Source organism: Bacillus cereus group sp. BfR-BA-01355 (genome assembly GCF_022663675.1).
GTDB lineage: Bacteria > Bacillota > Bacilli > Bacillales > Bacillaceae_G > Bacillus_A > Bacillus_A thuringiensis_S.
The window spans coordinates 26,049-38,865 of the sequence record NZ_JAKUFY010000031.1; the positions used below are offsets into that span (position 1 = coordinate 26,049).

Below are 12,817 nucleotides of genomic sequence, written 5' to 3' on the forward strand. Positions count from 1 at the left end.
GAAAAATGAGCGAATATTTATCAATTCAACACATTCAAAAACAGTTTGATGCATTTACAGCGTTAAAAGATATTTCTTTTACTGTGAACAAAAATGAGTTTGTTTGTTTATTAGGCCCAAGTGGTTGTGGGAAAACGACGTTGCTTCGCATTTTAGCGGGACTAGAGGAACCAACGACTGGCAGTATAGCTGTGAATGGAAAAGATATTACAGCATTGCCTCCTGGAAAGAGAAACTTCGGAATGGTTTTCCAATCGTATGCTTTATTTCCGAATTTAACAGCACTTGAAAATATTGAATACGGCTTAAAGACAAAAAAATATGGGAAAGCAGAAGTGAAAGAGAAAGCGCTAGATGCGTTAAAACTTGTAGATTTGCTGAATGTAAAAGATAAATATCCTGCTCAAATGTCTGGTGGACAACAGCAGCGAGTAGCACTTGCACGTGCGCTCGCTCTGTCTCCAGATATTTTGTTACTCGATGAGCCGTTATCAGCTTTAGATGCAAAAGTGCGTGAAAAATTACGTAGAGAAATGCGTGATTTGCAAGAGGAAATAGGAATAACGACGATTATGGTAACGCATGATCAAGAAGAGGCATTAACGATGGCTGATAAAATTGTTGTAATGAATCATGCGGAAATTATGCAGATTGGAACACCAGAGGAGATTTATCAAAGACCAGCCAATCCGTTTGTGGCAGATTTTATTGGTTCTATTAATTTCTTTTCGAAAAATAACGAAGAACATGCAATTCGTCCTGAACATGTAACAATTGTACAAAAGGAAGGTATTAAAACAGTTGTGGAAAGTATGGAATTTCGCGGATCCGTATATCGGACGGAAGTGCGAGTCATAGAAGAAAACACACACCTTTATAATGAGAAAATTGTAGTGGATATATTAGCATCAGAAGTAGAAGCAACCGCTATTAGAAAAGGAAAGCCGATTCAAATCTCTTTCTCAGAAAATCATATGTTGTCATATGGAAAGAAGGTCATTGTATAGATGGAGATGTTAGAAAACTATAAGGTAGAAAGTACGAAAAAAAAGATTAAGAGAAGTATTGGGAAAGAGGAATGGATCCAAAGGCTCGTAATTATCGGTATGATCCTTTCCTTCCTTATCATACTTGTATTGCCGCTATTACAAATATTTACACAAGCTTTTTATAATAAAGATGGAGTTTTCATTGGTTTAGCGAATTTCAGTAAATATTTCACAACACCAACTTTAGTTCAGTCTTTACAAAATACAGTATGGATTTCGGGCGCAACAACAATTATTTCAGTTGCAATCGCATTCGTTTACGCATATGCAATTGCCCGTACGAATGTTTTTGGAAAGCGTGTATTTCAGTATGTAGCGTTATTACCATTGTTCGCACCAACGATGATGCACGGTATAGCACTTACATATTTATTTGGTAATCAAGGGCTAGTAACGAAAGGGATGTTTGGGTTATTTGAAGGTATACAAATCCCTTTATATGGACCAGTAGGAATTGTAATAGCTGAAGTTATGTATACATTTCCGCAAGCATTTCTTATATTGCTAATTGCCTTTCAAGGATCTGATTATCGATTATATGAAGCTTCTAATATGTTAGGGGCGAGTAAAACAAAGCAATTTTTCACGGTTACTTTACCTAGTGTAAAGTACGGATTAATTAGTGCAATGTTTGTTGTGTTTACACTTAGTTTTACTGATTTTGGGGCACCAAAAATTGTTGGTGGGCAATATAATGTGCTTGCTACTGACGTATACAAACAAGTAATTGGACAGCAAAATATGCCGATGGGTGCAACTGTCGGAATGATTTTATTAATCCCAGCTATATTCGCATTTGTAGTTGATCGTATTACGCAAAGAAAGCAGGCGAATTTCTTATCTTCAAAAGCAGTACCATACAGAATAATAGCTAATAAGAAAAGAGATGTAATCTCATTCATATATTGTAGTGTAATTACACTTATGATCATTCTATTATTTGTTGCAGTTGGTATTGCTGCAAGTGTGAAAGTATGGCCATATAATATGAGTTTTACATTTGAGCATTTTAATTTTTCGAGTTTAACAGGAGATGGACTTGAAGCATTTAAAAATAGCGTAATTGTTTCAGCAGTTACAGCAGTTATTGGGGCGATTTTAACATTTGTATTCGCATATGCAATTGAGAAAATAGACCAGCTACAATTTTTTAGAAAAACAGGTTACTTTTTCTCTATAGTGCCGTTAGCGATACCAGGTTTAGTACTCGGATTAGGATATGTCTTTTTCTTTAGTCAACCAACGATTCAAATTCTGGGACTATCAGTAACGAATCCGTTTCATTCTTTATACGGAACAATCGCTGTGTTAGTACTAGTAAATATCATTCATTTTTATTCTGTAACATTTGTCACGGCAACGACTGCCTTAAAGAAATTAGACCGTGAGTTTGAGCTTGTTTCGCAGTCAATGGGTATTCCGTTTTATAAAACATTCTTTAGAGTAACAGTACCAATGTGTTTACCAGCAATTTTAGAAATGGTGATGTACTACTTCGTAAATTCGATGGTAACTGTGTCAGCAGTTGTATTCTTATATGCAGCTGATTTTAAACTAGCTGCCGTATCAATCGTAAATATGGATGATGCAGGAAATGTAGCGCCAGCAGCTGCAATGAGTGTACTTATTGTTATTACAAATATTGTAGTGAGAGTTGTATATGAATGGGGAACGAAAGCACTTCGTAACCGAACTTCGCAATGGCAAAAAAGATAAATAAGAAGGGTGATGGACAGAATGAAAATTGAAGCAGTTATTTTTGATTGGGCAGGTACGACAGTTGATTACGGATGTTTTGCACCACTAGAAGTATTCATGAAGATTTTTCATAAACGCGGCGTTGAAATTACAGTAGAAGAAGCACGTAAGCCAATGGGATTATTAAAAATAGATCATGTAAGGGCACTAACAGAAATGCCTCGTATTGCGGATGAGTGGAAGCGTGTCTTCGGTCAATTACCAACAGAAGTAGACATTCATGAGATGTATGAAGAGTTTGAAGAAATTCTCTTTTCTATTTTGCCAAGTTATGCTACGCCGATTGAGGGGGTAAAAGAAGTAATCGCTTCTTTACGTGAGAGAGGCATTAAAATCGGTTCAACAACTGGTTATACGAGAGAAATGATGGATATTGTTGCAAAGGAAGCAGCGTTACAAGGATATAAACCTGATTTTCTTGTTACGCCAGATGATGTTCCAGCAGGCCGTCCATATCCATGGATGTGCTATAAAAATGCAATGGAACTTGATGTGTATCCGATGAACCATATGATAAAAGTAGGGGACACAGTATCAGATATGAAAGAAGGTAGAAATGCTGGAATGTGGACAGTTGGTGTAATTCTTGGAAGTAGTGAGCTCGGTTTAACGGAAGAGGAAGTGGAGAGTATGGATTCGGTAGAGCTTCGTGAAAAAATAGAAGTAGTTCGTAATCGGTTTGTTGAAAATGGGGCTCATTTTACGATTGAAACGATGCAGGAGCTCGAAAACATAATAGAACATATCGAGAAACAAGAACTAATTATTTCATAAAAGGGGCACTGGATCATGAATGAAAATCACTATTTATTATTAACACCAGGACCATTAACGACAACAAAATCAGTAAAAGAAGTTATGCTATACGATTGGTGTACGTGGGATGTTGAATATAATACGATGGTGCAAGAAGTAAGAGCTAAACTTGTATCGTTAGCGACGAAGGAAGAAGAGAAATATACAACAGTGTTAATGCAAGGAAGCGGTACGTTTTCAGTTGAAGCAGTAATTGGTTCTGTTATTCCGGCAAATGGGAAGCTTCTCGTTTGTACAAATGGTGCGTACGGTAAGCGCATCGTGCAAATGGCAGAGATGTTACAGATTGATGTAGTGGTCAGTCAAACAGAAGAGTGGGAACCTACTAATATTGTAGAAGTAGAAAAGTTATTGCAAGAAGATAAAGAGATTACGCATATTGCAGTTGTTCATTGTGAAACAACGACAGGTATTATAAATCCAATTGTAGATGTATGTAAATTAGGAAAGCAGTATGGAAAGGTTACAATTGTTGATGCGATGAGTAGTTTCGGCGGGATTGAAATAGACATTGCTGATTTACAAATTGATTTTTTAATTAGTAGTGCAAATAAGTGTATTCAAGGGGTTCCTGGATTCGGATTTGTAATCGTAAAACGTGATGAATTATTGAAGTGTAAAGGAAAAGGACGTTCTTTATCTCTTGATTTATATGATCAATGGGAAACGATGGAAAAACAAAATGGGAAATGGCGTTTTACTTCACCTACACATGTTGTACATGCTTTTTATCAAGCACTACTTGAACTAGAAAAAGAGGGGGGAGTGAGAGCGCGTTACAATCGATATTACAACAATCAAAAACTACTAGTGAATAGAATGGGAGAAATCGGATTTAAGCCACTAGTAGATGAGAAATATCAATCTCCTATTATTACATCTTTCATTTATCCAAAAGAGGGGTTCGAGTTTCAACAGTTATATAACGAATTAAAGCGTTATGGATTTGTTATTTACCCTGGAAAAATTTCGAAAGTAGATACGTTTCGCATTGGAAATATCGGTGATGTACATGAAGAAGATATTAATCGCTTAGTTGATAGTATTGCTAAAGGAGCTGTTATTGGATGAAAGTATTTTGCTTAGGTGGAGCAGGTAAAATTTGTCGTGAAGCTATTTTGGATTTAGTTCAATTTTCATCTTTTGAGACGATTACAGTAGCTGATTTTAACGAGGAAGAGGGCCGTAAAGTAGTAGAATGGCTCAACGATCCTCGTGTTGATTTTGTAAAAGTAGATGTAACGAATCACGAGGATACGGTTGCAAAAATGATTGGTTATGACATTGTAATGGACGGTACGACGATAAAGCTAAACGGATTGTCGACCCGCTGTATTGCAGAAGCAGGGTGTCACGGTGTGAACTTAAATGGATTTGGTGAAGAAAATGAATCGCATGCTATATTTGTTCAAAACGAAAAAACATGTTTACCTGGATTTGGCATGACGCCAGGTGTAACGCAAATGATGGCAATGCATGCAGCAAATCAACTGGATACTGTAGATACGATCCGCGTAAGTCACGGTTCGTATCGTCCGATTGCTTTTTCTGCATCAATTACAGAGACAACGACATATGAATATGATCCACATTTACCATCGCGTACAGTGTATGAAGATGGTGAATTTAAGCAAGTACTTCCGTTTGCGCGTCCAAGAGAAATAGAATTGCCAGCGCCTTATGGTAAGACAACGCAGTATATAATCCCGCATTCTGAAACAATTACGTTAGCAAAGGCACTAGAAAATAAAGGTATCAAACTGATAGAGACGAGAGGAACTTGGCCAAAGCAAAATATGCAACTTGTACATGCTTTATATGATTACGGCATATTGCGTAATGATCAGATTGAAATAAATGGGAAAGAAATTGGTATTATGGATTGTATTTCGCAGTATTTATTACAATCGAAAGAAGGACAAGAAACAGAGGTTTATGGTTATGCACTTCATGTAGAAGTAATAGGTATGAAAAATAATGAGAAGCAAAGACATGTATTATATCATACACATCCGTTATCTGATGGCTCTGTTGTAGGATGGGAAAAATTAAGAGCTTATACGAGAAACGTCGGTATTCCATTTGGGATTGCTGCAGAGTTAATTGCAAATGGAAATGTAAATAGGGTGGGTGTTGTTACGCCTGAAGAAGCTTTTGAAAATCCACAATTGATTTTTGATGAGCTAGCAAAGCGCGGTATTCATATTCATGAAAAAGTTTCTGCTTATAAAGAAAATTACAACCTTGTATAAATAAGGAAGTTTATGAGGGAGATATAAATGAGGTGAAGCTATGTCTGTAGTAGGAGAAGAAAGAAAGCGAACCATTCTTGAAAAGGTAGAATTTAAAGGGAAAGTAAAGGTTTCAGAATTAGCGAGAGAATTTGCTGTATCAACAGAAACGATTCGTCGATATTTAGAAGAATTAGATCGTGAAAAGAAGTTGAAAAAAGTGTATGGTGGAGCTGTTCAACTTCCAGGCGCTGGGGTAGAGGCACCAATGTTAGAAAGAGAAATGCTACATATAGAAGAGAAGAAAAGAATTGGTTATAAAGCAGCGACATTTGTAGAAGATGGTGATGTCATTGCAATTGATGATGGAAGTACACCGCTTCAAATGGTTCCATACCTTGTTCATCGTAAAAACTTAACGATTGTAACAAGTTCATTTCCAGTCGCAACACAATTAATTTCTTCTATTAATAAAAAGATGTTTCACGGTGAAGTTTTATTTATAGGTGGAAAAGTATCTCCAAAGCATTCGCGTGTATCAGGGTCTATTTCTCAGCAAGTAATACAGCAATTCCATTTTCATAAAGCGTTCGTTTCGATTGATGGGCTATTACCTAGTTTTGGAGTTTCCAGCTTTGAATTAGAGAAAGCGAAATTGTCAGAGGCGATGATGAAATTAGCTGAGAAAACATATATTTTATGTGATCATACGAAGGTAGGCGTGAAAGGGAATTATCGTATAGCAGCATTTTCACGTATTCAACATGTAATTTGTGATAAAAAAATGCCATATAGTTTTGAAGAAGAACTTATGAAGCATAATATTCAGTGGACAGTTTGTTAAATACAGTGAAAGTACCTAAACTCCCGCCTAATTTTTAGGAGGGAGTTTTATTGTCTGTAAATCGTAAAATAAAAGATTTGCATTTATGCAAAAAGTGGACACATTTTCTCATCTCTTTCATATAATTTACCAATACAAAAAAAGTTGGTCGAAGGAAAGAAGGGAGAACATGTCAGAACGAATATATAATAAACTTGTATTGTACGCGAATATTTTGCAAAAAATCGGTGTCATCAATGAGAAGGAAAAAAGTGAAATTCTTCATACGATAGGTAAAAAAGCCCTTTGAATAAAGGGCTTTTTATTATTTATCTTTAAAAATATAAATTTAATGTAATATTCTCATTGACAATGATAATGATATTCATTATCATTTATTTGTGGATAATTGATAAGTATTATCAATTATAAAAATTATATATGATAGGGGATATTATTTTGAAAAAAAATTATATGAAGGCGCTAGTAGTAGCGACAACATTAGCAATTCCATTTGCTACGTACTCTACTCCAGCATTAGCAGCACTAAAAGTTGAAGCAAATCAATCGGTAGCAGCAGCGAGTGATCGCACGTATGATACTGAGATTAAAATATATAAGGATCAAAAAGACGAGCCATCTATGGTTTCTCAATATATAAAAGATCCTAAAGTAACAATTGCAGCTGGCAAAAAAATTGTCACTGTAACAATGCAAGATAGCGATTATTTTCAATATCTTAGAATAGAAGATAGAAACCAGCCTGGTGTATTTCATGATGTGAAAGTTTTGTCAGAAGATAAGAGGAAGAATGGAACGAAAGTAGTTCAATTTGAAATTGGCGAGTTTGAGAAGAAGCACAATATGCAAATGCATATACTTATTCCAGCTATTGGATATGATCACAAATATCAAGTTCAATTTGAAATTAAAGATCCAACTGTAGGTAACAAAGAAACAGAGAAACCAGATGATAACTCTAATTCAGGCAATACGGAAACGGATAATCCAGTTGATAATCAAAACATGATAACAGATAACAAATTAAGAGAACTTGTTAATAAAAAAGTATTTAATAGAAAAGATTTAAATACACCAATTACGAAAGAAGAGTTATTACAAGTAAAGGATTTGTTTTTAAATACAAACGAGATACTTGATTATAGTGCATTAAAATATATGCCAAATTTAAAATCTTTAACAGTTGCGAATGCAAAGATAAAAGATCCGTCGTTCTTTGCGAACCTAAAGCAATTAAATCATTTAGCTTTGCGTGGTAATGAATTTTCAGATGTAACGCCACTTGTTAAGATGAATAATTTAGAGTCTCTTGATTTAAGTAATAATAAAATTACAAATGTTGCACCACTAACTGAAATGAAAAATGTAAAAACTTTATATCTATCAGGCAACCAAATAGAAGATGTAACAGCATTAGCAAAAATGGAACAACTAGATTACTTGAATTTAGCAAATAATAAAATTAAGAACGTTGCTCCATTAAGTGCTTTAAAAAATGTAACATACTTAACTTTAGCAGGTAATCAAATTGAAGATATTAGACCGTTATATTCATTACCTTTAAAAGATTTAGTATTAACGCGTAATAATGTTAAAGATTTATCGGGTATTGATCAAATGAATCAATTAAATAAATTATTTGTCGGGAAAAATCAAATTAAAGATGTGACACCACTTGCTAAAATGACTCAGCTTACAGAATTAGATTTACCTAATAATGAATTAAAAGATATTACTCCATTATCAAGTCTAGTAAACTTACAAAAGCTTGATTTAGAAGCGAATTATATTACAGACTTATCACCAGTGAGCAATTTGAAAAAATTAGTATTTCTAAGTTTTGTTGCAAATGAAATCCGTGATGTCCGACCAGTTATAGAACTAAGTAAGACGGCTTATATCAATGTCCAAAACCAAAAAGTATTTTTAGAGGAAACAGAAGTAAATAAAGAAGTAAAAGTACCTATATATGAAAAAGATGGTGAGATTTCTACGAAAATTCGTCTGAAGAGCGATAACGGTACGTATAGTAATGGTGTAGTGAAATGGAGTACACCAGGTGAGAAAGTATATGAATTTGGTGTGAAAGATCCATTTGCGGATACAGGAATCTTCTTTACAGGGTCTGTTATTCAAAATGTAGTAGAAAGTAAAGACGGTAATACATCTAAAGAAGATGAGAAAACAGAAGTGGTAGAATTTAAAGATGTACCAAAGGGACATTGGTCAGAAGAAGCAATTAATTACTTAGCGAAAGAAAAGTTATTTATAGGCTATGGAAATGGTGAATTTGGATTTGGTGATAACATTACTCGTGGACAAGTAGCTCTTCTAATACAAAGGTATTTAAAATTAGAAAATAATCTAGAACCAAAAACGGCATTTACAGATACGAAAGGAAATATGTATGAAACGGCTATTGATGCAGTGGTTCAAGCTGGTATTATGACAGGGTATGGAAATGATATATTCCGTCCAGATGGAGTATTAACTCGATATGAAATGTCAGTAGTACTACAAAGAGTATTTCAGTTAAAAGAAAATGAAAATAGTGCAGAGAATTTCAAAGATATACCAAATGGCCATTGGGCGAAAGGATATGTGAAAGCTCTAGTAGATAATAAAATATCAAAAGGTGACGGGGAAGGGAATTTTTTAGGAGATAATTTCGTAACACGTGAACAATATGCACAGTTTTTATATAATGCAATAAAGAAATAAAATGAAACTTTAATCAGTGGGGGTTTTGTTTATCCCCCACTGATTATTAGCCCTCACCAATCGGGCTTTTACGGGCAGAGCCCGATCCCCGCCTAACTTCTTTGCTTTCGCTGCATTTTGAGGTGGGGGTCTTACTGCCCAGCAAATAGCGGGATAAAAAGTGAGGAAAATGCACTATTCTTTAATTAAAGAATAGTGCATTTTTTTATGTACAAAATGAAATAGGCAATAGATAGGAGTATAGACATATGAATAGCCTATTTTAAAGAAGAACCGCGAAACTATATTGACAAAAAAGCATTCTCATGTGATAATTCAATTAAATTTTTAGAATAATCAAAAAATATTCCTTTTACATAGAAAGGATTCGAACCTTATATGAATATTATGCCGGGGGTGACGAAATGTTATTTTTTCTGAAGAAATGGAATGAATTAAAAGATGTGAAATCTGAATTGGCACTTCGTGATTGGTTTTATGGTACCAAAATTAGTTTGTCGCTATGTACGTCAAAAGAGCCGTTAACATTTTTAGTAAATGTTGAGGGAAGAGATAAAGGGCTATTTTCGGAAGAAGATTTTATTGTCGTAAATTGCATGTGCGAGTCAGTATTTGAAAATGAAGAAAAACCAGCTGCAGAGTCATTTATGCATGCGGATATTTATAAAAAAAGTAGTGCAGGATGTATTTTACAAGTGCAGACTGTAGATAGTCATTTAATATCAGAGTTATATGGAGAAGAAGGAGAAGTAACGTTCGATAAACGCAGTGTGGAACGTGTTTTCGGAAAAGAAGGTATAACAGAAATGACCATTCCAATTGTAGAAGATGAAAAAAAATTCGCTGATTTATTAGAAAGCAATGTTCCGAATTTCATTGAAGGTGGAGGAGTAGTTCTTGTTCATAATTACGGCATGATTGTGTGGGGAAAAACGCCAGAAGAAGCGAAAAAATGGCTAGAGGGTATAGAATATTTAATGAACTATCATGTGAAATTATTAATGATTAAGGGCGCAAGAAGCTCTGTTATATAAAAATGAATGTGATATGGCCACAAGTTAATAAATAAATGAAAGCGTTTTAAAAATAATTTCACTCATAAAATATAGGTCTCCTTATTATATATAGATTACATGTTGACATGTAAGGAGGAACATATTTTGCGAGTTAAATATCATTTTCTGCCAAAGCAGCAAGTAACATTTTGCAAAATAAATGATTCTGGTGAAGAGGCACTGCAAACGATGAACAAAACGGGATTTCGAGCCATCCCGGTATTAGCAGAAGATGAGAAGAAATTCACGGGTATTATTTATAAAGTAGATTTATTAGAAAAAAAATGCAATAGCGGATTAGAGCATGTAAGTGCAGGAGATATGCTTGACAATTCCAATGCATTTATTTTTGAAAAGGATTCCTTCTTCAGAGCCTTTTATGTGATTCGTCGGCTTCCGTTTTTAGCCGTGCTAAATGATTATAATGAATTTGTCGGTATGTTAACGCATTCGAATATATTTGATGTTATTGAAGATTCATTTGGTATGCGGACAGGTGGTTATATATTAACAATTGCAACACAAGATTGTAAGGGAACGATTAAAGAGCTTGGGACATTGTTAAAAGCATATAATATCGGTGGGTTGTTTACACTTGATAACGGTGATCAATATATCCGCCGCGTTATTGTAAATATATCAGATGAGTTAGATGAAACAAGATTAAAGCAATTAATCGGAAAAATAGAGAAAAAAGGATTCAGAGTGAGTCATGTAGATTATATTTAAGTTAAAAAGAAAAGTACCTATCTGTTATATATAGATAGGTACTTTTCTTTGTGAGTAATAAACTTTATTTTGAAACAGGAGGCGGGGATAATGCTAGATCAGATAAAAAAATAAAGTCTGCATGCTCACGAATTTTAGGGATAGAAGTTTCAATAACGCGTGATGTAATTTCACCTGGGGGGCCCACATGCCCGATAGCTACCATAATAGGTTTTTCTTGAATTTTTTTGATGAGTAATTGGGCTTGTTTTGAAATATGTCCTGCTGTATACACATCATCAAAAAATAGTTGGTTTTCAATAATAGGAACTCCTAATTCTTTTCCGATTTTTGGGACGACACTATTAGGATTAGTTTTACTATCTAAGTAAAATAAACCGTGTTTTTTACAAGCAGCAAGTATAAGGCGAACAATTCTTTCATCCGCTGTTACTTTTGACCCCATATGATTGTTCATTCCAATTGCATGCGGAACTTCTTGAATCGCTTGTTCAAGTCGGTTGTTTATTTCTTCATCGCTTAAATCGGTTGTAATTGCTTTCGGTCCAAGCCATTCTTTTTTACCTTTAATAGGTTCCATTGGCATATGTATAATAACTTCATGGCCTTTTTTATGGGCAGCTATTGCATCTTCTTTTGTGGAAGGAAGAAAAGGCATAACAGCAACAGTGAGCGGAATGGGAAGTGATAACATTTGATTAGTCCCCTTCATATTATTGCCGAAATCATCAATGACAATAGCAACTTTATTCGTATGAGCATTTGCTTGAATAGGAAATAAGAAGGACGGTAAAAACAAAACAATGATGAACAATGTAATCGTATATTTTCGCATATAAATATTTCCTTTCTATTGTTATCCCGCTATTTGTGGGTAGTAAGACTCCCACCTCAACATTGGGCTGGATAGGTGGGAGATTCACTGCCTATAAACGCACGATTGGTGAATGCTAATAATCAGTGGGGCTGAACAAAAAACACTGATTAAAGTTTCACTTTATCAATCATCATTATGTTTTGCTTTTTTATATAAATTAAACAAAAAATGTCGAAGAAAAGTAGGTGGAAAATTAAGAATCCCCGGTTTACGTAGAATTTGTAAAAAAAGAAGATGAAAAAAATGTCTATTATTGCGAATGTATTTACAAAGATAGAATAATTTGTAATAATTCTCAAAGTGAGGGTAAAGATTTGTAAATTACAGGGAGAAAATGTTAAAATTTCTGATTCTTCAAATTTGTATATGATTAAGTAGTTCAAAAGGTCAATGGAGAAGTGAAGTTGAGAGCATGGAAGTATAATAAGGGGGATATGGATGTTTACTGTAAAAAGGAAGTACACATTAGAAAAGCTTTCACGTGATATTCATATGAAACGTGAAGAAATGATTCAACTAGGATTAACAAGTGGGCTAAATAGTAGGGAGACAATTCAAGTTAGTCAAGAATTGGACAAGCTTATTTTACAATATCAGTGTTATAAAGAAAAACAAACACCGAAATGGTTTTCAATTATAAAAATACCAATTTTCCAAATCGGGTATGAAGGAAAATCAAATAATTTTTGGCGAATGCTTGTCACTGGTTTTATGAAATAAGTATAATTACCCTTATA

11 protein-coding genes are annotated in these 12,817 nt (G+C 34.4%); 10 read left to right on the forward strand and 1 reads right to left on the reverse strand.

Annotation, left to right across the window (positions count from 1 at the left end):
• The first annotated feature begins 5 nt into the window (after nt 1-5).
• From MR167_RS12920 to cbpA, 9 genes are all read left to right on the forward strand, one after another.
• Nucleotides 6-1,007, forward strand: a complete 1,002-nt coding sequence (locus MR167_RS12920) for a putative 2-aminoethylphosphonate ABC transporter ATP-binding protein (protein WP_000006195.1) — start codon at nt 6-8, stop codon at nt 1,005-1,007.
• On the forward strand, nt 1,008-2,765 hold the full coding sequence (locus tag MR167_RS12925; RefSeq protein ID WP_000425527.1) for a putative 2-aminoethylphosphonate ABC transporter permease subunit: 1,758 nt from the start codon (nt 1,008-1,010) through the stop codon (nt 2,763-2,765). It abuts the gene before it with no gap.
• A gap of 21 nt (nt 2,766-2,786) precedes the next feature.
• On the forward strand, nt 2,787-3,581 hold the full coding sequence (gene phnX, locus MR167_RS12930; protein WP_000687386.1) for a phosphonoacetaldehyde hydrolase: 795 nt from the start codon (nt 2,787-2,789) through the stop codon (nt 3,579-3,581).
• Between the two features lie 15 nt (nt 3,582-3,596).
• The gene (gene phnW, locus MR167_RS12935) at nt 3,597-4,694 is read left to right on the forward strand and encodes a 2-aminoethylphosphonate--pyruvate transaminase (RefSeq protein ID WP_001004780.1); all 1,098 of its coding nucleotides are present in this window, start codon (nt 3,597-3,599) and stop codon (nt 4,692-4,694) included.
• The gene (locus tag MR167_RS12940) at nt 4,691-5,875 is read left to right on the forward strand and encodes a saccharopine dehydrogenase family protein (RefSeq protein WP_000862157.1); all 1,185 of its coding nucleotides are present in this window, start codon (nt 4,691-4,693) and stop codon (nt 5,873-5,875) included. Before phnW ends, MR167_RS12940 begins: the two co-directional genes overlap by 4 nt.
• A gap of 40 nt (nt 5,876-5,915) precedes the next feature.
• Nucleotides 5,916-6,698 carry a DeoR/GlpR family DNA-binding transcription regulator gene (locus MR167_RS12945; protein ID WP_000117666.1) on the forward strand — a complete coding sequence of 261 codons (783 nt, stop codon included), beginning with the start codon at nt 5,916-5,918 and terminating at the stop codon, nt 6,696-6,698.
• A 438-nt stretch (nt 6,699-7,136) separates the two neighbouring features.
• On the forward strand, nt 7,137-9,419 hold the full coding sequence (locus MR167_RS12950; protein WP_137073707.1) for an NEAT domain-containing leucine-rich repeat protein: 2,283 nt from the start codon (nt 7,137-7,139) through the stop codon (nt 9,417-9,419).
• Nucleotides 9,420-9,823: 404 nt separating this feature from the next.
• Entirely contained in the window at nt 9,824-10,453 is a 630-nt protein-coding gene (locus MR167_RS12955) for a class II aldolase/adducin family protein (RefSeq protein ID WP_000896006.1), read from the forward strand.
• Between the two features lie 126 nt (nt 10,454-10,579).
• Nucleotides 10,580-11,203 (forward strand): cyclic di-AMP binding protein CbpA, encoded by a 624-nt coding sequence (cbpA, locus tag MR167_RS12960; protein WP_001264214.1) that lies wholly within the window; start codon nt 10,580-10,582, stop codon nt 11,201-11,203.
• Between the two features lie 64 nt (nt 11,204-11,267).
• On the opposite strand, the gene MR167_RS12965 is transcribed toward cbpA, so the two are convergent.
• Nucleotides 11,268-12,038, reverse strand: a complete 771-nt coding sequence (locus tag MR167_RS12965) for a divergent polysaccharide deacetylase family protein (RefSeq protein ID WP_001234134.1) — start codon at nt 12,036-12,038, stop codon at nt 11,268-11,270.
• A 480-nt stretch (nt 12,039-12,518) separates the two neighbouring features.
• Between MR167_RS12965 and MR167_RS12970 the strand changes: the two genes are divergently transcribed.
• Nucleotides 12,519-12,800 carry an aspartyl-phosphate phosphatase Spo0E family protein gene (locus MR167_RS12970; protein WP_000495537.1) on the forward strand — a complete coding sequence of 94 codons (282 nt, stop codon included), beginning with the start codon at nt 12,519-12,521 and terminating at the stop codon, nt 12,798-12,800.
• The last annotated feature ends 17 nt before the right edge of the window (nt 12,801-12,817 follow it).